Annotated in this window: 15 protein-coding genes; 4 read left to right on the top strand and 11 right to left on the bottom strand. The window is 69.0% G+C overall.

Translation table 11 applies throughout. The features are described 5' to 3' along the window. Positions 1-8 precede the first annotated feature (8 nt). The 8 genes from A5757_RS00470 to A5757_RS00435 form a co-directional block, all read right to left on the bottom strand. Positions 9-296, bottom strand: a complete 288-nt coding sequence (locus A5757_RS00470; RefSeq protein ID WP_066827997.1) for a WXG100 family type VII secretion target — start codon at positions 294-296, stop codon at positions 9-11. Positions 297-336: 40 nt separating this feature from the next. After that, positions 337-630, bottom strand: a complete 294-nt coding sequence (locus A5757_RS00465) for a type VII secretion protein EsxS (RefSeq protein ID WP_066827994.1) — start codon at positions 628-630, stop codon at positions 337-339. A gap of 49 nt (positions 631-679) precedes the next feature. After that, positions 680-2,266, bottom strand: a complete 1,587-nt coding sequence (locus tag A5757_RS00460) for a PPE family protein (protein WP_066827992.1) — start codon at positions 2,264-2,266, stop codon at positions 680-682. 3 nt (positions 2,267-2,269) lie between these two features. Continuing rightward, positions 2,270-2,578 carry a PE family protein gene (locus A5757_RS00455; RefSeq protein WP_066827990.1) on the bottom strand — a complete coding sequence of 103 codons (309 nt, stop codon included), beginning with the start codon at positions 2,576-2,578 and terminating at the stop codon, positions 2,270-2,272. After that, the gene (gene eccCa, locus A5757_RS00450) at positions 2,578-6,549 is read right to left on the bottom strand and encodes a type VII secretion protein EccCa (protein ID WP_066827988.1); all 3,972 of its coding nucleotides are present in this window, start codon (positions 6,547-6,549) and stop codon (positions 2,578-2,580) included. The genes A5757_RS00455 and eccCa overlap by 1 nt, the downstream gene beginning before the upstream one ends. Further along, complete coding sequence (gene eccB / locus A5757_RS00445) at positions 6,546-8,093, bottom strand: type VII secretion protein EccB (protein WP_066827986.1); 1,548 nt, start codon at positions 8,091-8,093, stop codon at positions 6,546-6,548. Before eccB ends, eccCa begins: the two co-directional genes overlap by 4 nt. Further along, a complete protein-coding gene (gene eccA, locus A5757_RS00440) occupies positions 8,090-9,964 on the bottom strand; it encodes a type VII secretion AAA-ATPase EccA (RefSeq protein WP_082929238.1) in 1,875 nt (624 codons plus the stop codon). The genes eccB and eccA overlap by 4 nt, the downstream gene beginning before the upstream one ends. 418 nt (positions 9,965-10,382) lie before the next feature. Continuing rightward, positions 10,383-11,288: an oxygenase MpaB family protein gene (locus tag A5757_RS00435; RefSeq protein ID WP_066827982.1), complete on the bottom strand. Its 906-nt coding sequence runs from the start codon at positions 11,286-11,288 to the stop codon at positions 10,383-10,385. Positions 11,289-11,371: 83 nt separating this feature from the next. Here A5757_RS00435 and A5757_RS00430 point away from each other — a divergent pair, with 83 nt between their 5' ends. Then, positions 11,372-12,001 (top strand): TetR/AcrR family transcriptional regulator, encoded by a 630-nt coding sequence (locus A5757_RS00430; RefSeq protein WP_066827980.1) that lies wholly within the window; start codon positions 11,372-11,374, stop codon positions 11,999-12,001. A gap of 5 nt (positions 12,002-12,006) precedes the next feature. Here the strand turns inward: A5757_RS00430 and A5757_RS00425 are convergent, their stop codons facing one another. Continuing rightward, positions 12,007-16,014 (bottom strand): Ig-like domain-containing protein, encoded by a 4,008-nt coding sequence (locus A5757_RS00425; RefSeq protein ID WP_156618070.1) that lies wholly within the window; start codon positions 16,012-16,014, stop codon positions 12,007-12,009. 419 nt (positions 16,015-16,433) lie between these two features. Between A5757_RS00425 and A5757_RS00420 the strand changes: the two genes are divergently transcribed. The 3 genes from A5757_RS00420 to A5757_RS00410 all read left to right on the top strand — a co-directional run bounded on the left by A5757_RS00420 (position 16,434) and on the right by A5757_RS00410 (position 20,241). Further along, entirely contained in the window at positions 16,434-17,576 is a 1,143-nt protein-coding gene (locus A5757_RS00420; RefSeq protein WP_066827977.1) for an alpha/beta hydrolase, read from the top strand. A gap of 55 nt (positions 17,577-17,631) precedes the next feature. Next, a complete protein-coding gene (locus A5757_RS00415) occupies positions 17,632-19,833 on the top strand; it encodes an acyl-CoA dehydrogenase (protein ID WP_066827976.1) in 2,202 nt (733 codons plus the stop codon). A gap of 99 nt (positions 19,834-19,932) precedes the next feature. Beyond that, entirely contained in the window at positions 19,933-20,241 is a 309-nt protein-coding gene (locus tag A5757_RS00410; RefSeq protein ID WP_066827974.1) for a hypothetical protein, read from the top strand. Here the strand turns inward: A5757_RS00410 and A5757_RS00405 are convergent. Together A5757_RS00405 and fadD2 are read right to left on the bottom strand one after the other, a co-directional pair. After that, positions 20,238-21,017 (bottom strand): SDR family NAD(P)-dependent oxidoreductase, encoded by a 780-nt coding sequence (locus A5757_RS00405; RefSeq protein ID WP_066827972.1) that lies wholly within the window; start codon positions 21,015-21,017, stop codon positions 20,238-20,240. The two genes, A5757_RS00410 and A5757_RS00405, sit on opposite strands and share 4 nt — an antisense overlap. 29 nt (positions 21,018-21,046) lie before the next feature. Further along, positions 21,047-22,753, bottom strand: coding sequence for a long-chain-fatty-acid--CoA ligase FadD2 (gene fadD2 / locus A5757_RS00400; RefSeq protein ID WP_066827971.1), 1,707 nt, complete (start codon positions 22,751-22,753; stop codon positions 21,047-21,049). Positions 22,754-22,763 lie beyond the last annotated feature (10 nt).

Raw genomic sequence — 22,763 nt, 5'->3', positions numbered from 1 at the left:
TGCCCCGGTCAGCCCCACTTGGCGCCTTCGGCCTGATCCCGGGCGCTCATCGACATGGTGTTCATCTCGTGGGTGCTGGCCATCGCGCGGTACGCCTGGACCAGTTCCTCGAGGGCGGTGTTCCACTGGGCCTGCCAGGCCTGGTAGGTCATCGCCGAATCGCCCTGCCAGGCACCGGCCAGAGCGGCCTGCTCGCTGGCGATGTCGGCACCGACGGCGTGCAGCGCACCGGCGTATCCGTTCATCTCGCCCGCGTGCGCCAGCATGGCCGGGTAGTTGTACATGATCTGGGACATTGAAGACTCCTGACTTGGCCTGTGTCGCTGGGATTTCGGATCAGATGGCGGTGTAGGTGCTGGCCGCTGCCGCGTCCTCGGCGACGTAGGTGCCCGCGGCGTCGCCGAGGTTGACCTGCGCGATGTCGAGCAGCGCGTTGACCTTGGCCGACACCTCGAGGAAGCGGGCGTGTGCAGCCTGGAACGCGGCTGCGGACTCGCCCATGTGGAAGGCCTGCGCCGACTGCGCGGCCTGTTCGGCCTGCGCCATCGTGCTGCGCATCAGCGCAGTCTTGGCACCGAAGGCGGCTTCGGAGGCGACGATCTGGGGGATGTGGGCGTCGAGCATGCTCATGGTGGTTCCTTTCAACGGATTTCGGGGTGCCGGTACGGGGTCGGTGGGTTCAGGTGCGCGACCCTCCTTCCGAGCCCCGGGTGGGCGGATCGGGTTCGTTCCCGCCGGGGTTCCAGGTTCCGGGCAGCATCGGGCTCGTCGGCCCGTTGCCGAAGGCGTCCGGCGACAAGGTCGTCAGCCCGGTTGCCGCAGCATCACCCTTACCCGCCGTTCCGGCGAAGCCGAGTGGGCCTGCCCCGCGGGTGGACGCCGAGATCCGCGGTTCCCGCGCGGGCGGTTCGTCGTCGGGCTGGTCTTCGTAGTCCATGTAGGCGTCCGCGTAGGCGCGGCCCTTGACTTCGGCGGACTTGCGGCGGCGACGTTTGCGCCGTGCCGCCGCGGCTGCCGCCGCCGACGCGGCCGCGGCCGCGGGGATGTCGGCGGCCGGCGCCTTGGCGCCGGTGGTGTCGCGGACGGTCGGGGTGAAGCCCTCACCGTCGGGGTCGCCGCCGGGTACGGCATACGGCACGAAGGCGGCGGGCGCCGCGGCCGGGGCGGTCGGGGCGGGTGCGGGTGCGCCCGCCGCGGTACCGCCGGTCGGGACCGGCGCCGGTGCGCCGCCGGCGGGAATACCCGCCGCGGGGAACAGTCCGGTCGGCTCCGCCCGCACGGGGGCCGGCGCGGGGGCGGGCACCTCCGCGGCCGCGATCGGCGGCGGGAACAACAGCGGCAGCAGCTTGAGCAGCTGGTCGGCGATGCCGCCCAGGATGCCCAGACCGATCGCGAGCAGCGGTTGGATGAGCAGCTGGGGGTAGGTCAGCGAGGCACCGATCCACGAGATCGCCTGGTAGGCAACGGCGAACAGGAACGGACCCCACGTCTGCAGAGCCGCGCTCGGGTTGGTCAGGAAGTCGGTGATCAGCTGGATGCTGTTGCCGATCGGATCCTGGAAGAAGTTGAGGATCGGCTCGAACAGCTGATTGGTGAAATCCATGTAGGCCTTGAGCAGATCCGCGATGATGTTCGAACTGTCGAGGGCGGCGCCGGATTCTCCTGCCTGAGCCTGGGCTCCGGTCTGCTGCGCGGTGGCGGCGGCGGCACCTGCCTCGCCGACGCCGGGTGCCAGTAGGAACGGCGACGGCGCCGTCGAGGGAGCGGCGGCCACCGCGGCGCCGGCGACGGCCTGATAGGTGCTCATACTCGTCGCGGCCTGGATCCACATGCGGACGTAGTCGGCCTCGTTGACCGCGATCGGGATGGTGTTGATGCCGAGGAAGTTGGTTCCGACGAGCACCGCGTGGGTGGTGTGGTTGGCCGCGAGTTCCCCGAGGGTCGGGGTGGTGGCCAGCGCGGTGCTGTAGGCGGCGGCGGCCGTCTCGTGCTGGGCCGCGGTCGCGGCGCTGGTCGCGCTGGCCTCGGCCAGCCAGGCCAGGTACGGGGTGTGCGCGGCGACGTACTGTTCGGCGCTCGGCCCCTCCCAGGCCCCGGCCTGCACGGACGCCAGGGTGCTGGTGAGTTCGGCTGCGGCGCTGGCGTATTCGGCGCTCAGCGACTGCCACGCCCCCGCGGCGGCCAGCAGCGACCCGGGGCCGGGCCCGCTGCTGAGCAGCGCCGAGTGCACCTCGGGCGGCAGCGCCATGAAGATGGGGGCGGTCATATCTCAGCCGCGCGCGATCAGGTAGGACGTCGAGGCCATCGCGTCACCGCTGGCGTAGCTGGCGCCGGATTCCCCGACGCCCACGCCGGAGCGGCCGAGTTCCTCGACCCCGTGGGCGGCCACCGCGGCGTGCTGGTTGCCGTGCGCGCTCAGGCCGGCTGCGGTCTGCAGCGACACCGCATCGGCAGCGGGTGGCAGCACCGCGGTGACCAGCGGGGCGGCGGCGGCATGGGCGGCGGCCAGCCGCGCGGACAGCGCCTCGACGGCCGCGCTCGCGGCGGTCAGACCCTCGGGGACGACGCGAAGAGTCATCAGCTGAATCCCTTTCCGTTCGATCGTGGCGATCCGGCGTGCTGCGCCACGAGGGGGTTGACGAGTTGGACGAAGGTGGGGGTGTCACTGTCGCCGAGCAGCATGCCCCGGCCCGCGGGAAGCCGCGCGAAGCGGTGACCGCGGATCTTGCCGCTGTCCTGCGGGTTGCCGGACAGCATCAGGGTGGTGGCCTGCAGATCGTTGAGGCGGCGCAGCAGCGGTGCGGTCATCACCGCGTGCGCCGATCCGGTCGCCCTGGCGGTGACGATCACCCGCAGCCCGAGATCACCTGCCTCGCCGAGCAGTCCGAGCAACGGTGTCCACGGACGCTGACCGGCGAACGGTCCGCTGATCGCCGGGCTGTCCGGGATCTGGTCGACGTCGTCGATGATCAGGTAGTGGGTGTGGCCGGCCCCGGTTCTGGGGTACGCCCACTCGGTGAGCTGCGCGTGCGTGAGCCCGGCGGGCGGACGACGCTTCTCGATCAGCGCCGCCAACCCCTGCATCGCGGGGGTGATGCGGTCGATGTTCGGGGTGTACTCGTTGTCCGGGAACAGCGGTTCGTCGACGAGTTGCAGCCGGCGGTCGATGACGGTGAACGCCACCTCGTTGGGTGCGGAGTTGTCGCGCAGCGTCCGGATCAGGTGGCGCAGCAGCGTCGTCTTACCCGACCGGCTGTCGCCGAACACCATGACGAGCGGATTGTCCGCGAAGTCCAGGGCGACCGGTGCGAGATCCTCCTCGCGCTGACCGATCACCACCCGCTCGGGCGCCGGGTAGAGCGGCCGGATGGCGTCGGGTTTCAGATCGGTCGGCAGCAGACGCACCGGCGGGGCGGACATCTCGGGGAATCGGGCGTTGATGGCCGGAATCAGCTCCGGGGCCGGCGTCGCGAACAGGAAGTGCTCGGCGGCCATGGTCAGACCGCGGCCGGGTTGATCGGCGGGCACACCTTCGGCGGGCCTGCGCAGTCCGCCGACGATGCGCACGTTGCTGTCGCGGGGATCGTTGAGTTTGAGTTCCAGTCGCAGTCCGAGCCCGTCCCGCATGTTGAGCGGGACCTCGAGCCAGTTCGGCGTCGTGATGATGACGTGGATGCCGTAGGCCAGCCCGGTGTTGACGAGTTCGGTCACCTTGGCCAGCAACGGGTTTCGAGTGTTGAAGGTGTCGGTGTTGTCTCGGCTGAACGCGTAGAGGTTGTCGATTACCAGAAAAACTTCGCCGTAACCGTCGCCCTGATCCGCATCGTGCCGGCCGGTGCCACGCGCCTGCCGCGCCCGCAGCAGCTGCTCGATCTCGCCGAACGTCCGCCGGATGCGCTCGGGCTCGAGCGGGGTGGCGACACTGCCGACGTGGGCGAGATCCGCGAGCGGAGCCAGCTGACCGCCGCCGTAGTCGAGGCAGTAGAACGTGACCTCGCGCGGGGTGTGCAGTGCGGCGGCCGACAGGATGAAGGTCTGCAGCGCAGTGGATTTGCCTGATTTGGGGCCGCCGTGGATGACCATGTTGGCCGCGGCGCCGTTGGCGTCGAAGATCAGCTGATCGCGCCGCATCTCGAACGGCTTGTCGATCTCGCCGAGCGGCCAGCGCCACTGCCGCGCCGGGACGCCCGACCGCTGCAGCGTGTCCACCAGCTGGATCGGCTCGTCGAGCGGCGGCAGCCACAGCGCAGGTGCCTTCGGACCGTACTGGGCGAGCTGGGCGCCGATCGTGGAGATCAGCTTGCGCGGGGGCGCCGCCTCGGCCTGCGGCTCGAACGACGGGATGATCGTGTCCGGTTCGGGTTCGACCCGGCCCGCAGTGAACGGCTGCGGCTGCGGCAGCGCCCGAACCACAACCGACCGCTCGACCCGCGGCGGCTCGTAGATGCCGTCGACGTAGGTGCTGCGGAACTTGATCGGCGTCGCACCCGGGGCGGGCACGAGGAAGCCTACGCCCTTGTGCTCCCGGCCGGATTCGATGTGGTAGGCGTCCTCGACCCCGATGATCTGCCGGGAGATGCTGGGGCTGGAGACCTTCAGACCGATGCGGTAGGAGGTGTTCTTGTCGATGTCCTTGATGCGGCCGACGTCGAGGGTCTGCGAGGCGAACAGGATGTGGATCCGGAAGGACCGGCCCTTGCGCGCCACATAGTCGAAGAGGTCCGCGTACTCGGGATGGTCCGCGAGCATCAGCGTGAACTCGTCGGCGACGACGAACAGCGTCGGGATCGGTGGCAGGTCGTGACCCGCGGCGATCGCGTTCTCGTATTCGGTCACCGAGTTGAAGGCGCTGCCCTGTACCCGGCGTCCGGTCTCCTTGAGCAGCTGCTCGCGCCGGGCCACCTCACCGCGCAGGGTGTCGGCGAAGCGGTCGGCCAGCGACCGCTTCTCTGCCATGTTGGAGATGACCGCGACCACCTGCGGGAAGTTACGGAAGATGTCTGCACCGGCCTCGCCCTTGAAGTCGGCGTAGATGACGATGAGCCGCTCGGCGGAGTGGGTGGTCAACAGCGCCAACAGGATCGACATCAGCGTCTGCGATTTGCCCGAGCCGGTCATACCGATCATCAACCCGTGCGGGCCCATACCGCCCTCGGCCTCGTCCTTGAGGTCGAAGTACAGCGGCTCCCCCGTCGCAGTGACGCCGATCGGGACGCGCAGTTCGTCGTCGCGGCGGCGCGGCGCCCACAGGGTGGCGACGTCGAGCGCCGAGGCGTCCGGGATGTCGAGCAGGGTGGTGAAGGTCGAACCACCGGTGGTGGTCGAACGCGCCTGCCCCGGATTGGAATCCCAGCGCGCCAGCATCCGCGCGAGATGGCGCGCGTCGTCGGCGTCGAGGGTGTCGGCGGTGTCGATGAAGGACGCCCAGCCGCCGGTCTGCCAGCGCTCGATGCGGCCGTCGGCGATCCGTAGGATCGGCCGTTCCGGATCCGGATACTGTTCGCGGTGCGGCGGTTCGGTGGCGCGCTGGATCACCGTCACCCCAGCCAGGCCGGGCCGGCGGATCAGGTCCTCGAGGTCGGAGTCGGGATCGTCGACGATCACCAGCAGATGCTTGACCGCACGGTCGCCGTCACCGGGGAAGGGCGCCCGGTCGGCCAGGGCGGGGGCGAGCATGGCGCGCAGTTCGGTCACGTCGGTGGCCAACTGACGGGCCGGCCCGACGGCGTCGGCCTCACCCGAGATGTCCGTGTGCGGCAACCACTTCAGCCATGACCAGTCGTCGCTGTCCACGTCGGGGGAGGCGAGTGCCACCCCGAGCACGCTCGGATCGTGCCAGGTGACGGCCTGGGCGATCCACGCCCGCAGCGCGCCGCGGACCTCGTCGACGTCCCCGTACACCGTGATGCGCGACAGCTTCGCGACATCGATGCCCGCAGGGGCGTCCCGCACGGTGCGTTGGACGTCGAGCAGACCGCGCAACGTGGTGTGCGACACCGGTTCCAGGTCGATCTCGTCGGCGGTGTCCTTGACGCGCAGCACCGTCGACAGCGGGGTGTCGTGCACACCGGCGCGCAGGATCAGGAAGTCACCGTCGCGCGGATCGCGTTCCCACTGCCGGCGGGTGCCCGGAATCGTCGCCAGCACAGCGGGATCGGGATGGGACCATTCCAGGGCGGCCCGCTGCTCGGCGGCGTGCACCCGCACGTTGTCCCGCACCACCGACAGGTAGCGCAGGTAGTCGGCGCGCTCGGCGTCGACCTCCTCGGTGCGCATCTTGTTGTCGGTGCCACGGTAGAGCGCGGTCGCGGCGAGCAGCAGCACGAACGGGAAGAACAGGGTGGTCGGCGAGATCAGCCGCATCCCGGTGGCGACCAGCGCAACGATCATGCCGACGATGAGCAGCACGATCAGATAGGGCAGCACCCGGCGTAGCAACGACGGCGGCACCAGCCGCGGCAGTTCCGGGGGCGGTTCGATGGTGATGGTGCCCTGGCGGGCGGCCGGGGGTGGCAACCGGCGGTGGGCCTCGAAGATCAGCCGGCTCATGGGTTCTCCAGACGCACAGGGCTCGGATCGGGTTGCAGGGTGTCGTGCGCCAGCAGCGCGTCACCCCGGGACAGCGTCGGGCCCGCCGCGAACTGGGCGAGAACCGACCACGGCACCGGCAGCGGCGGACTGCTCAGCCCCAGCGCCGCGACCGTGTCATCCCCGGGTGACGAGGAGCCCCCCTGGTCGATGCCGTAGCGCACGCCGGTGTCGCTGACCCAGAACAACGATCCGGCGGTGGGCGAACCGGGCTCCTGCCCGACGGTCTGGACGAAATAGCCGCTACCGGGGGCGATCGCCACCCGGTCGGCGGTGACGCCGTTGCCCGCGCCGACGAGATCGAGGGTACGCAGACTCTCCGGCAGCGGTAGAGCCGCACCGGACAGCAGCGTCAGCGAGCTCTGCTCAGCGTCAACGGGTTTCGCCCACTGCGCGCAGGTGACCGGATCAGCCGATGCGTCGACCAGGCTGACCCGGACCGCGGGATAGGCGTCGGCGTCGAGCGTTCCGGACACCGGCAGGCGGGCGATGTCGTCGGGGGCGAGCCGCGGTGGCTGTGCCAACCCGTAGGAGTTCGTGTTACGCAGGATCGAGGCCAGCACCGAGGACACCGGTTGCAGCCCGTCGGGCAGCACGGCGTAGTACCGGATGGTGTCGTCGGCGTCGAAGGCCGAGACCACCGACCCCACCGGTGCGGGCACCGGGAGCGCGAACTGCGGCGGCTGACCGGCTTCGGGGACGGGCGGCGCGACCAGGGCGGGCCCCTCGGGGATCGCGTTGAACAGCCCGGCCGCGATCGGACGGGGCGTCACGTCGACGGCGGGGATACCCAGCGCATCGGTCACCGGACGGTTGCCGAGGTCGACGGCACTGCGTCGACCGTTCCACAACAGCCAGGTGCCCGACCCGTTGGAGACCAGGACGGCCCGGTCGCCGGCCAGGGTGGTGGCGCGCTCACCGCCGGTGCCGAGTTCACCGGCGAGCACGGTGACACCCGTCGACGATCCGGAGACGGCGTCGCACACCGTCCAGTCGGCGTCGCGAGAGGTGTTCTGCACCATGCGTTCCGGCGCACCGGGGATGCCGACGAGGTTGCCGCGGGGGAACTGGTCCAGCTCCGAGGTCTTGACGGTGGTCGGGTTGTCGGCCCGCCCTGCGATGAGCCGCGCCGAGGTCAGGTTGAGCACGGGATGGAGTTGCTCCCCGACCTTGACGTAGAGCGCGGCGGTGGAGCGGTCGGCCAGGATGGCGTCTGTGCCCGCGGAGCCCGCCGGGCGGATCAGCGAGAACACGAAGCAACCGGCCAGCCCGGTCACCAGGATGAGGGCGCCGACCAGGACCGAGCGCGACTGGGTGCGCAGCGGATCGACGAGCATCCGGGTGTCGTGCAGCGCGACGCCGGATGCGATGCGGCGCATCATGAATCGCCAGCCCGACACCTGGTGGCGGGTGACGAAGCCGCGCCGGTAGGGCGTGCGCTCGGAACCCTCACTCGCCGGTGTCCGGGAGGTGAAGGAGCGCCGGGGGTCAGAGGGGGACGTCATGCCTGCACCGGCGAGCCCGGCACCAGACCCCGCCCGGTCAGATCCGGTGCGGCCAAACCGAGGCCGCGCAGCAGCGGGGCGGCCGAGCTGCGGACGTCTTCCGCGGTGATGGTCATCAGATCCTCGTCGGTGAAGTCGTCGGCGTCGGAATGGTCGAGCCGGTATTCGCGCTCCTCCTCCGACCGCTCGACCAGGTTGCGGACGAACCGGCCGTTGCCGGCGATGTCGAGGCTGCGCCGGTCGACACCGTTGGCGTCCGGTGACGACGACTGCGCCAGTTGCGCGAACAGCCGTTCCATGTCGTCGTGTGCGGCGGGGGCGAACAGGCTGTCGCGCTTCTCGGCCATGCGCACGGCGATCTCCACGAGTTCGGCGGGCGAGTAGGACGGGAAGTCGATGCTGCGGGTGAAACGGGACCGCAGACCTTCATTGGCGTCGAGGAACATGTCGAGGTCTTTGCGGTAGCCGGCGATGATGACGACCAGCCGGTCGCGGTCGTTCTCCATTCGCGCCAGCAGGGTGTCGATGGCCACCAGACCGAAGTCGTTCTTGGCGCCGGTGGAGACCAGCGCGTAGGCCTCGTCGAGGAACAGCACGCCGTCCAGGGCGCTGTCGATGATCGCGTTCGTCTTGGCCTCGGTCTCGCCGATGTGCTGTCCGATCAGATCGGCGCGGTGGACCTCGCGGACGGTCTCCTTGCGCAGTAGACCCAGGCCGCAGTAGATCTTGGCGACCACGCGCGCGATCGTCGTCTTACCGGTGCCGGGTGGACCGGCGAAGACGAGATGGTTGGTGCGCTGGGCGACGGCCAGACCGCGCTCCTGCCGGCGCAGCGCCATCGCCACGGAACTCTTCAACCGGGCGACCTGGTACTTGACCTCTTCGAGGCCGATGAACTCGGCCAGTTCGGCTTCGGCCTCGATGAGTAGGTGCGCCTTGCGGTCCTTGGCGCCGGGGTCGACGAATTCGGCCTCGGAGGGTTCGGACTCCGGATCCCACGGGTTGCTGCGCGCCTCGATCCGGGCGGCGGTGGTGGTGGGGATGCCGTAGCTGGTGTCCAGCAGCGCCGCTTCGAGATCGGCGTTCTCGGGGTTGGCGGCGTAGAGATCCTGCAGAACGTCGGCGGCGTCCTCGTCCTCCCCCTGCGCGCGCAGGGTGAGGCCTTTGGCCAGCGCACCGTCGATGGCGGCGACGGCGACCGGACCGGCGGGATCCTCGAGGTAGGACATCGCCGGGGCGAACATCCCGAGCCGCGCCAGGGCGATGCCGAGGGTGACACGCACGGCGTGGCTGTAGGTCTCGTCGACGGAGGTGTCGTTCACCACCGGGGTGAGCAGCCGGATGACGTCGGACCAGCGTTCGGCGCGGTGGTGGATCGCCACGCGCACCCAGCGGGCCTGCAACCAGCCCGGGCGGCGTTCGAGGACGTCACCGACGAGTCGGTCGGCATCGGCGAAGGCCCCGGCCACGCAGCGGTCCGCGGCGTAGGCGAGTTGGAAGTCGTCGGGATCGGAGGCCCGGAACTGTAGGTACAGCCCGCTGTCATACAAGAAGCCGAGCGCGCCCGGCGCGATCTCCACATGACGCTGCAGCAGGCCGGCACTGCTGCGGGTGCGCCAGACCGATTCGACGACGCGGCTGGACAGGTCGCCGGCGGCGGCCAGTCCGATCCACGCATCGCAGTGGTCGTGCGCGATGTGGGTCAGCGCCTCGAAGCCCGAGCGGGCGGCGGGCAGGTCGGCGGGGCGCTGCCGGTCGTTGACCGTCAGCCCCAGCGCGCGACAGCACGTGGCAAACCGACTGACGACGTCGCGGTCGACGCGGGTGGGCGCCGTCGTCGGCGCCGCGAGCGTGTCACTTCCCATATCCATGAACCGTTTACACACGGAGGCATGAACCCCCGCTGTCTCCCTTTAGGTTTGGTGAGGCTAACTTCAGGTGGAAGTTAGCATTGCATAAGCTAACCGTCCAGACGCACGCCGGTGCGCCTGATCACTCCCACAGCACCCGTGACCAGGGGATGAGCGCCGACTTCGGGCCCGGGTGCGGGCCGTCGGACGATGACCGGACGGCCGGACCGGACGGGGATTCCCGCCGGTCGAACGACGGGCGCCACGGTTCGCGGGTGGCTCTGCGGGCCTGGCGGCCGATGTCCCGACGGGCGGCGGCGCCACCTCACCGACGACCACCCTGCGTCGCGGTCAGCCCGGGCGTCGTCACCGCCGAAGAGGGTGCGCCGCGCGGCGCGATGGCCGCCCGCCAGCAATCGATGCTGACGGTGGCGCCGGGTCAGATGAGCGGACGGCCGGTGCGGATTCGCCGGTCGAGGTCCATCAGCAGGACGTTGAACGGGAACCGGCGCAGGGGCCGCGGCAGGAGGTTGTTGACGGTCCGCAGGGCGCCCATCACCCGGTCGAAGCGCCGCTGGTGTTCGGCGTCCCACGGGAGCCGCATCTCGTCGCGGAACCGCTGCGGCAGGAAGCCGGTGGTGATCAGCAGGTTGAAGGCCTCCAGGCGGCGCTGCAGCGGTCCGGGGGCCTGCAACCCGCGCAGGCGCCCCACGGCGATCGGATACAGGTATTCGCGCACCGCGTCGTCGATGTGCACCTGGTCGAGCGACTCCTGCCAGTACTTGTCAAAAGCGGCGCGGTCGGCGGGCCACATCTCGAGCGGCACCTGCAGCGTGGTGCCCATGGTCGCGCTGTCGCGAAAGTGCTGCTCAGCGGTCTCGTCGTCCATGTCGCCGATGAAGATGCGAAAGACGTCGACGCCGCCTTTGTAGAGGCACGCCGCGACCCACAGCTGCAGATCCTTGTCGAAGGCGTGGTACTTCACCGGGCTCTCATCGGTCGAGTACACCTGCGCGTGGGCGCCGTTGACGGCCCGGCGGAAAGCGGCCTTCTGTTCGTCGGTGCCGTTGGTCGCCACGGCCAGATAGGTGAAGGTGGTGCGGGCCCGCTTGATCGGGTGCAGGTCCACCCGGCCGCTGTCGACCCGGCTCTCCATCACGCCGTAGCCGACGCCGGGGCGTGCCAGCTGCATGATCACGTTCGCCGGGCCGGCCAGCAGGGCCACACCCATCAGTCCGTCGTCGAACGTCGCTTTACCGAGCCGCCGCCCACCGGGCATCCGGTCGGGCCGCGCCGGATCCGTGACCGGCCGATCCACCTGCGAGGTCAGTGCGCTGACGGTCATGGTCCACCTCGGGAGCAAAAGTGAGAACGAATGTTTCCTGATCGTCCACTGTAGCGCGAAGGGCTGTCAAGCAAGATGGACTGATGGCACAGGTCCGGCCCTACCGCGGCGTCGAGGCGCCCGAGCGCGCCGCGCACCGCCGCATGCGGTTCCTGGAGGCCGGACTGGAGCTTCTCGGCTCCCCCGAACACGACATCCTCGAAGGACCTGCCGAGTTGACCGTGCGCGCCATCTGCCGCCAGGCCGGTGTCACCGTGCGCTACTTCTATGAAGCCTTCGCGGACAAGGACGAATTCGTGGCCGCAGTCTTCGACTGGGTGATCGGTGGCATCGCCGGCACCACCCAGGCCGCGGCCGCATCCGCCGAACCGCGGCATCGCATCCGCGCCGTGATGACCGACATCGTGCGCACCGTGGCCGACGATCCGCGCGTCGGACGGCTGCTGTTCAGCTCCAAACTGTCCAACGCGGTCGTCATGCGCAAACGGGCCGAGTCGGGAGCGCTGTTCGCGATGCTGTCGGGCCGACACGCCAGCACCGCGCTCCAGCAGAGCCCGACCCCGCGGATCACGGCGGCCGCGCACTTCGTCGTCGGCGGTGTGGCCCAGACGATCAGCGCGTGGCTGGCAGGCGACGTCGCGCTCGACAAGGACCAGCTCGTCGACCAGCTCACGGCCATGATCGGCCAGCTGTCGGATCCGCGCCTGTACTGAGCGGTCTACAGGTCCCGTTTGGTCTCCGAGCGGGCGCCGGAGACGGTCACCGACGCGCCCGTCTGGACGACAGCCTGATCTCCTTCTCGCTCGGTCACGATGTGCGACACGACCACTTTGACGGAGTACGGTCCCGCCCAGTCCGCCGGCGGCGTCAGAACCAGGCCGGCCCGATCTTCCGCCGTCAGACTCCACGTCCCGTTGCCGTTGTCGATGCCCTGGTTGAAGCGGAAGCCGGCCGGTACGCCACTGATGAGGTAGCTCAAAGTCTCCGAACCGTCGGTGTCGGTCAGCTCCCCGTCGATGTTCAGAGCGACGGTGCCGTCACCCCGGTCGACGGCCACGCTGCGGGCCTTCGCGACCGGGTCGGCGGATGCCATCACCGTCACCGGCGTCGTCACCACCGTCGTCGGCATCCCCAGGAGCCCGAACGTGGTGACGCGGAGCAAGAAATCCGCATCGGCATCGGGAGGCAGGACGATGTCGAGCGTCCCGTCCGTCGGCAGACCCAGGATTCCACCACTCATCCACCGGCCGTTGGTGACCGTGGTGCCGTTCACGATGGTGCCGTCGGGCAGACCGGACAGCTCGAACCCGGACATCAGCAGGCCCACCGAAGTGCGCAGACGGTCCAGCAGTGCGTCTCCGTCGATCTGTCCACCCTCTCGGACGAACACACCCTCCGGCGTCCCGAGCTCACCGGATGAGGCCAGCGAGTCGACTTCCACCCCGTCCACGATGACGCCGACACCGATAGCGCCCGGCCGCCGCAAGGCCTCGATGTCGACGTGCGGGCCGCCGGCGCCGATGGTCACGACGAAGAACGAACCTTCGCCCGCGGCCGTCGAACCGTCCTCGTCGTGTGCCACCGGGGTGACGTTGAGCGCAAGCGACCCCTGGAAGCGGTGCGGTGCGACGAGCCGCAGATCGGCCAACTGCTCCTGACGCAACGTCCAGGAGTTGTCGCCGTTGTTGATTCCCTGGTTCAGGCTGAACCCGTCGGGCACACCCGATATGCGATAGGTGAGCGTCTCCGATCCGTCGGTGTCGGCGAGTTGGCCACCGACGACGAGTCCGATCGGGTCACCGAAGCCTGCCCTGACGTCTTGCCCCCATGCGGTTGACGCGTCCGCCACCGCGTTCACGGTCACACGCAGGCGCATCGGTACCGACTCCATCGATTGGCCGCCCTCGGTGGCCACGGCCCAGATGGTCAGGATGAAGTCGTCGGCGCTGTCGGCGGGCGGGGTGATGGTGAGGTTGCTCAAGTCATGGGCTTCGACGAGCCACGTGCCGTCGCCCTGATCGGATCCCCGGGACAGCTTCGCCCCGACCGGGACACCGGCGATGAAGACTGCCACCGACTCGTCCGGATCGGGGCTCGACACGTTGAGCCCCAACGCAATCGAGGTGTCTTCCGCCCCGGTCACCAGTCCACCGTCGGGCAGCTCCACCGCCGGCACATCCGCAACCGGCCTGAAGTCCACGACCAGGGACGTGAAGATGGAGCCGCCCTCACCCGCCGCGTCACGAACCTCCGCAAAGATCGTCAGACCGAACCAGCCGGAGTAGTCCTCGGGCATGGTGATCGACAGGTCGGCCGCCTCATCAGCCGTCAAAGTCCATGTGCCATCACCGTTGTCGATCCCCGCCGACAACACCGCATCGGCGGGCACCTCGCCGATGGTGATCGTGACGTCCGAGCCGACATCAGGTGTCACGACGGCAAAACCGATGTCCAGAGGAGCCCCCTCTCGACCGGTGACGATCTGATTCTCATCACCCGGCAGTTGCAACTGCGGGATATCGCCCACGTTGACGACATCGACCACCAACGATGCGGCGGTGGAGGCGACCGCGCCGCTCGAATCGGTAGCCGTGGCGGTGATCGCCAAGGTGAAAGTCCCGAAATAATCCTGGGCCGGACTGATCGACACGTTGGCCGCCTCCGCCGCCGTCAACGTCCACGTGCCGTCACCGTTGTCGGCGCCTGCCGACAGGACCGCGCCCTCCGGGACGCCCTCGATCCGGACCGTCACCGTCTCATCGGAATCACCGCTCGAGACGTTGATGCCCAGTGCGATCGCCGAATCCTCCCGCCCGATCACCACTTGACCGGCCGGCAGTTCCAGCGCCGGCGGATCGGTGACCGGCTCCACCGTCACCGTGAGCACGGCTGCCTCCGCTGACCCGTCGGCGCCGACTGCGGTCACCGTTAGATCGAACGACCCCGCGAAATCCACGGGCGGCGTCACCGTCAGACCCGCGAGATCAGCACGATCCAACGTCCAGCTGCCGTCACCGTTGTCCGCGCCCGACGACAGCACCGCCCCGTCCGGGACACCCTGGATGGTGACCGTCACCACCTCCTCCGGATCTCGAGTCGACACCGCGATCCCCAACGCGATCGCCGAATCCTCGGCACCGGTGACGCCACCGCCGGCGGGCAACTCCACCACCAGAGCATCGACGGGCGCCGCGACGATGATGGTGGCGGTCGTGACGTTGCCGACGACCGAGCCATGGACGACCCGGTAATCGAAGGAGTCCCGTCCACTGAAGTTCGCGTCGGGCTTGTAGGTGAACGACCCGTCTTTGTTGAGCGTCAGCGAGCCGTGGGTGGGGCCGGCGGCCATTTCGACTGTCAGAGCGGTGTCGTCGTCGGGCGTCTGGTCGATGTCGTTGGTGAGCACATTGCCGGTCAGCGAAGTGTTCTCATCCATCCGGAAGCTGTCGGGGATGGCCACCGGCGCCAGGTCGGCAGGCGGCGGATCCACGGGCGGCGGTTTCACGGGCGGCGTGTTCACGGGCGGAGGCGGGGTCCGGACCGGGGCCACCGTGACGTTGACGACGGCGAAGTCGGTGTTTCCGCCGCGGAGCAAGGCGAGGAGTCGGTGCAGGGGCCGCGGGGAGGAATCGGCCAACCGGACGACGAAGGTGTCGGTTCCACCGGACCGCGCGAAACTGTCGTCCGGATCGTAGGTGTAGGTACCCGTCGCCTGATCGATGGTGACCGTGCCGAACCGCGGGCCACCCGCCTCCCCACGCTCGGCAACCGAGTACTGCAACACATCACCGTCGGGGTCGAAGCCGCCGAGCGGGATGCGTTGGCTGACATCGCGCGCATCGCCGAGTTCGACGTGATGATGCTGGTCCCTGATCTGCGGACGGCGGTTGAACCAGGTGCGCTGCATCTCCCGACCGAGGAGGTTCAGCATCGTCCAGACCGACAGCGGCTGGGCGGGCGCGGTACGTCCCGCGACACCGACGAAAGGCGTGAGAACGGCGCTGACGAACGACGTCACCGGGGCGGTCGCCTCGAACGCCGCATCCGGTGTCGTCGCCACCGGCGACGCTGCCCACGTCGACAGCGCCCTCCCCCGCTCCGCGGCCGGCGATGACCGCCACGAGGTGAGCCACTCTCGGCCGTCGGCCAGACGGGCCGTCTCGACGCCGGTCGACGGGCCTCGTCCCGCGTCTTTCAGCCGGCTTTCAGCGAACCCACCCGGTAGCTCCCGGGTGTCTGATTCGCCGGCGGTGACCGTAGCCCGCGGCTCCCTGCCCCGGATCGGCGCGTCAAGAAAGACGAACGGCCGAATCCGTTCGACGGCAGCGTCGTCGAGTGCACCGGAATCAAGCGCCGTGGCGTCCAGTCCATGCGTGGCGCCTGCCGAACCGCCGCGGCGCACGCGGGATTCGACAAGGCGGTCGGACGGCGCCTCCTCGTCGGACGGCAGGGCCGTGGTGCGTGACGGTGACTCGCCGACATCCCTCGTTCCCGCGTTGTCCGACGCGCGCGAGCCTTCCGATGCTGTTGCGCCGGAGGTGTTTCCGGAATCTGACCGGTCGACCGAGATGGCCCCCGGGTCGGCGTGGGCCAGACCGACACCGTGCGCCGACGTGATCGCCATCCCGACCCCGAGTGCGACCGCCAGGGCGCCGACCCTTCCGACATAGCGGGCATAACCCTCGGAAGGATGGTTCTGGTGGACGCGTCGCGCGGGCACACTCATCTTGGAATCCTCACGGGTTCGATCGTCGCCGGAATGCGACGCCGGTAAGCCCTGCACCACGGTCAACGTGGTCGGCCCACTGGCATCAGTGGGCAATGTAGGCCGTCTAACTTGCCCCCCGCAGGCAAATTGTCGAAGTCGTCAGTAATTGACCGTCTCGGTGACCTCGCCCGAGCTGCTCAAGCATCGATTACCGCTCCCGACAGGGGATTACGACAAACGATTCCCGAAATAGCTACCGAAGACCCCCGTCGGCTAAATGCCTGGCAGATGTCTCCAGCAACGCCTCGACAGTCGTTTGCCAAAAGTCGGGGTGGGTGACTTCCAGCAACCATTGGGCCGAAACCCGACCGGCGCGGGCACGCTGCTCCTACAATCTGAGATCGGTGCAGCCAGCCGCCGACGAGTGCCGGAGCTTTATGAGCAGAACCGCGTCCACCACCCAAAGCCCTGGGGTCCTAAGAGAATTCGTGGGTCTGGATTCGACCAGCGCCCGCCGTGCGGGATCGGGTGGTCATCCGTGCCAGGGCATCTACTACCGCGGCGTCGGCCGTCGCCCCAAGGTGGCGATCATCGCCAGCCACTATCAGATCGACTTCAGCGAGCACTATCTCGCCGATTACCTGGCCACCCGCGGCATCGGGTTCCTCGGCTGGAATACCCGCTTCCGCGGCTTCGAGAGCAGCTTCCTGCTCGACCACGCACTCGTCGACATCGGCGTCGGCGTCCGGTGGCTGCGCGAGGTGCAGAACATCGACACCGTTGTGCTGCTGGGTAATTCGGGCGGCGGTTCACTGATGGCGGCGTATCAGGCGCAAGCCTGCGACAAACACGTGCAGCCGATGCCAGGTATGCGCCCGGCTGCCGGACTGGGCGACCTGCCACCCGCCGACGGCTACATCGCCAGCGCGGCGCACCCTGGCCGGCCCGACGTGCTGACCGCCTGGATGGACGCGTCGGTGACCGACGAGACCGACCCCGTCGCCACCGACCCGGCGCTCGACCCGTTCGACGAGCGCAACGGTCCGCCGTACTCCGCCGAGTTCGTCGACCGCTACCGCGCGGCGCAGATCGCGCGCAACCACGCCATCACCGACTGGGCGGAGGCCGAACTGACCCGCGTCCGAGCGGCGGGATTCTCCGACCGGCCGTTCACGGTGCTGCGAACCTGGGCCGATCTGCGGATGATGGACTCCACCCTGGAACCATCCAGACGGCCCGCCAACACCTGCTACGTCGGGGCGCCGAAGAACGCGAACCGCTCCGCGCACGGCATCGCCGCAGCGTGCACGCTCTGGAACTGGCTGGGCATGTGGAGCCTGCGCCGCGCACAGACGCGCGCAGAACCGCATCTCGCCCGCATCCGGTGTCCCGCACTGGTCATCACGGCCGACCAGGACACCGGGGTGTTCCCGTCGGACGCCGAACGGATCAGCAACGCGCTGAGCTGCGCGGACAAGACCCAGCGCAGTATCGACACCGACCACTACTTCACGACTCCCGGCGCCCGCAGCGAACAGGCCGACATGATCGCGCGGTGGATCGCCAAGAGGTGGCGCTGACCGCCGCGGGTACATTGGCTCCCAACCGACCGGTTATTAGGGAGGCAACGCCGCTATGCCCATCGCCATCACCGAAGAGCACAACGACCTGGCCGATTCGGTGCGCAGCCTCGTGGCGCGCGTCGCGCCGTCGGAGGTGCTGCACGAAGCGCTCGAGACCCCCGTGCCCAACCCGCCGCCGTACTGGAGGGCCGCCGCCGAGCAGGGACTGACCGGTGTGCACCTCGCGGAGTCCGTGGGCGGACAAGGCTTCGGCTTCCTCGAACTGGCCATCGTCCTGGCCGAATTCGGCTACGGCGCCGTCCCGGGGCCCTTCGTGCCGTCGGCGATCGCCAGCGCGCTGATCGCCGCCGACGATCCGAACTCCGCGCTGCTCTCCGATCTGGCGTCAGGCGCGGCCATCGCGACCTACGCCTTGGAGTCGGACCTCGCCGCCACCCGGCACGGCGACGGCTACCTCGTCCGCGGTGAGGCCCGGTCGGTCATGTCCGCCGGCCAGGCCGCGCTGCTGGTCCTCCCCGTGGCGGGCCTCGAATCCGGTCTCGGCTGGGTCGTCATGGACGCCGATCAGCTCGAGATCGAACCCGTCACCTCCGTCGACCTGCTGCGCCCGATCGCCCACGTGCGGGCCAACGCCGTCGAGGTCGCCGGCGACCGGGTGCTGGGCAATCTGACGGCGGCCGCGGCACGCGCCGTGATCACCACGCTGCTGTCCGCGGAGTGCGTCGGTGTCGCCCGCTGGTCGACCGACGAGGCGTCGGCCTACGCGAAGATCCGCGAACAGTTCGGCCGTCCGATCGGGCAGTTCCAGGCGATCAAGCACAAGTGCGCGGAGATGATGGCCGACACCGAGCGCGCCACGGCCGCGGTGTGGGACGCCGCCCGTGCGCTCGACGAGGCGGTCGAGAAGGGTTTCGAAAGCGCGGACGCGGCAGTCGATTTCGCGACTGGCGTCGTTGCCACACTCGCTCCCGCCGCAGCCCAGCACTGCGCGCAGGAGTGCATCCAGGTGCACGGCGGCATCGGGTTCACCTGGGAGCACGACACCAACGTCTACTACCGGCGGGCACTCGCGCTGAACGCCGCATTCGGCCGGCACGCCGACTATCCCCAGCAGGTGGTCGACACCGCCACCACCTCCGGGATGCGCCGGATGAACCTCGACCTCGACCCGGACACCGAGAAGCTGCGCGACGAGATCCGCCAGGAGGTGGCCGCACTCAAGGCGATGCCCCGCGAGGATCGCCTCACCGCGATCGCCGAGGGCGGCTGGGTTCAACCGCACCTGCCGACACCGTGGGGCCGCGCCGCGAGCCCGATCGAGCAGATCATCATCGCGCAGGAGTTCAGCGAGGGCCGGGTCAAGCGACCGCAAATGGGCATCGCGGCCTGGCTGATCCCGTCGATCGTGGCGTTCGGCACCGACGAACAGAAGCAGCGCTTCCTGCCGCCGACCTTCCGCGGCGAGATGATCTGGTGCCAGCTGTTCTCCGAGCCCGGCGCCGGATCCGATCTGGCCGGCCTGTCCACCAAGGCCACCAAGGTTGACGGTGGCTGGCGCATCACCGGGCAGAAGATCTGGACCACCGCGGCGCAGTTCTCGCAGTGGGGCGCCCTGTTGGCCAGAACGGACCCAAACGCTCCCAAACATCAGGGGATCACCTACTTCCTGCTCGACATGAACAGCGACGGCGTCGAGGTCAAGCCGCTGCGCGAACTCACCGGCAATGCCATGTTCAACACCGTCTTCATCGACGACGTCTTCGTGCCCGACGAACTGGTGCTCGGCGAGGTGGACCGCGGCTGGGAGGTCAGCCGCAACACCCTGACCGCCGAACGGGTTTCGATCGGCAGCAGCGAGCCCGGCTTCCTGGCCAACCTCGACGGCTTCGTGGATTTCGTCCGCGAGGGTCACTTCGACCAGATCGGCCAGAACAGGGCCGGCCAGCTGATCGCCGAGGGCCACGCCGCCAAGCTGATGAACATGCGCTCGACGCTGCTGACCCTCGCCGGCGGCGACGCCATGCCGTCGGCGGCGATCTCCAAGCTGCTGTCGATGCGCACCGGTCAGGGCTACGCCGAGTTCGCGGTGTCGTCGTTCGGGATCGACGGCGCGATCGGCGATTCGAAGTCACTGCAGGGCAAGTGGGTGGAGTATCTGCTGGGCAGCCGCGCCACCACGATCTACGGTGGCACGTCCGAGGTGCAGCTGAACATCATCGCCGAGCGGCTGCTGGGGCTGCCCCGCGACCCGTAGGCCCGCCGACACTCCGCTTGTTGACGCGATCCTCGGCGTGTCGCGTCAACAACCGTACTTTCGGCGCATAAGCGCCCGTCGGCCGGGAAACCGTTGCCCATGACCAACGACGTCGAGAAGCGGTGGCATGACCCGGAGGCCTTCCGGGCCGCGGTGGGCTACGTCGTCGCGTTCGTCGCCCTGGCGGGGGTCGCGTTGGGCTTCTTCGTCATCCCCGGGGATCACCCGCTGATCCCGGCCATCCTGGTGCCCGTGATCCTGTTCGCCGGTGGCCTCGGCGCCTTCATCCGCACCTACCGGGTGTGGAGGGCCGGCGGAACGTGGGTGATCTGGCAGGGCGCGGGATGGTTCCTGTTCGCGCTGTTCCTGCTGGGACTATCGGTGCCCGGGGCGGCGCTGACGGCCTAGGGCAGGATCGAGTCGACGTAGCCGCCGTCGGCGCGCACCGCGGCACCGGTCGTCGCCGACGCCAGCGGCGACGCCAGGTAGGTCACCATGTTGGCGATCTCCTCGGGCTCGATGAGCCGCTGCAGCAGCGACTGCGGCCGATGAGCACGCATGAACTCGCGTTGCGCCTCGTCCCACGGCAGCGAGCGGTCCACCAGCTGATAGACGAAGTCCTCGACACCCGCGGTGTGCGTCGGTCCGGCGATCACCGAGTTCACCGTGACTCCGGTGCCCGCGGCGTCTTTGGCGAAGCCGCGGGACACGGCGAGCAACGCCGTCTTGGAGACGCCGTAGTGGATCATCTCCTGCGGAATGGCGATCGCCGAGTCGCTGGCGATCTGGATCACGCGGCCCCAGCCCCGGTCGGCCATCCCCGGCAGGTAGCTGCGGATCAGGCGGACCGCGGCCAGGACGTTGACCTCGAAATAGGTGCGCCATTGGTCGTCGGTGATCTCGCGCGCCGGTACTGCGCCGAAGATGCCGAGGTTGTTGACCAGGATGTCGACGTCGGGCAGCTCGCGCACCAGGTCGGCCACCCCGTCGTCGGTGGCCACATCCGCGGCGATGCCGATCACGTCGCCGTCCAGGCCGGCAACAGCGGCGTCCACGCGGTCGCGGTTACGGCCGTTCACCACGACGCGGGCGCCCGCCGCGGCGAGGCCCTCGGCGATCGCCAAGCCGATGCCCTGCGTCGAGCCGGTGACGAGCGCGGTCTTTCCGGTGAGATCGATGTTCATGCCCTGCTACGACAGCAGGGCGGAGCCGCCTATTCCTTCTCGGTGCCCTTCTCGGCCCCGTCGACGTCGATCTCACGGAGCTCGCGCTTGAGGATCTTGCCGGTGGGGTTGCGGGGCAGTTCGTCGATGAAGATGACCTCGCGCGGCACCTTGTACCGGGCCAGGTGCTCCTTGACGTAGGCCTTGATGTCGTCCTCGCCGATGCTGGCGCCCTCGGCCTTGACGACGAAGGCGCGCAGCCGGTGGCCCCATTCCTTGTCCTCCACGCCCAGCGCGGTCGCCTCGACCACCTCGGGATGTCCGCTGATCAGGTCCTCGACCTCGGCGGGGAACACATTCTCGCCGCCGGAGACGATCATCTCGTCGTCGCGTCCCGACACGTACAGCAACCCGTGCTCGTCGAAGTAACCGACATCGCCCGACGACATCAGACCGTCGATGATCTGCTTGTGCCCGCCGCCGGTGTACCCCTCGAACGGGAACGTGGTGCCGACGAAGATCCGGCCCACCTCACCCTTGGGCACTTCTTTGCCGTTCTCGTCGTACAGCTTGACCCGCACCCCCTTGACGACGGGGCCGACGGTGGCCGGGTTCTTCTCCAGATCCTCCGGCCGGGCGATGGTGGCGAAGGCGATCTCGGTGGAGCCGTAGAGGTTGTAGACCACCGGTCCGATGTCCTTCATCGCCCGCTGCGCGAGTTCCGCACCGAGCTGCGAGCCCGAGACGAACACGATGCGCAGCGAGGACAGATCGGGTTTGGAGTCCATCTTCTCGATGTGGTCGAGGATGCGTGACAGCATCACCGGCACCACGATCATCGCTGTGGCCCTGTGCTTTTCGATGTCGGCGAGGACGGTGGCCGGTTTGAAGCGCCGGCGCAGCACGAGCGTCGACCCCAGCATCATCCCGATGGTCGCGTGCAGGTAGCCCAGTGCGTGGAACATCGGCGCGGGCAGCAGCGTGACCTCGCCCGACTTGAACGGGACGTGGGAGAGCACGCCGCCGATCGGCGCCAGCGACAGCGGTGGTTTCCGGTTGGCCCCCTTGGGCGTACCGGTGGTGCCGCTGGTGAGGATGATGACCGACGAATGCTTGGTCACCTTTGGGGCGGGTTTGAAGCTGGCACGCTCGACGATGGAGGCTAGGGGCTCGGCGTCGCTTTCGGAGGGCTCGTCGTTATCCGGGTTCGTGGGCAGCGCGCGCAGGAACCCGAGCTCGGGTGAAGCCTGCGAGACCGCCTTGCTGTACTCGTCGTCGTGGATGATCAGCCGGGCGCCCTCGCGTTCGGACACCTCTTTGATCTGCGGCCCGGAGAACTCGCTGTTGAGCAGGATGATCCGGGCGCCGGTGCGGGCGGCCCCGTACACCGCGACGACGAACCACCGGTGGTTGCGGGCCAGGATCGCCACGCCGTCACCACCCTTGACGCCCTTCTCCAGCAGCGCGTTGGCGACGGCGTGGGCGGCGTCGTCGAGTTCCTTGTAGGTCATCTCGCCGTCGTCGTCGATGACCGCGGCGCGGTGGGGTGTGCGGCGCGCGTTCAGCGCCGGGATCATGCCGAACTCACCCCAGCGGCGCATGTCGGCGACGAAGGCGGCCATGTTCTGCGGCGGTTCGATCTGGAGCGCGCCGGCTTCGAACATCTTGCGGGCGTAATGCAATTCGGCCGAACCCCGGTCGAGATACTGCTTGGCCTTCTCGGCCGCCTGCAACGAAAGATCGGTGAGTTTCGGCATGACACCACAA

This window comes from Mycobacterium sp. 852013-51886_SCH5428379 (assembly GCF_001665575.1).
In the GTDB taxonomy this organism is placed as follows: Bacteria; Actinomycetota; Actinomycetes; order Mycobacteriales; family Mycobacteriaceae; genus Mycobacterium.
Note: the sequence above shows the minus strand (reverse complement) of the source record. Positions and strands in the feature narration are given on the sequence as shown.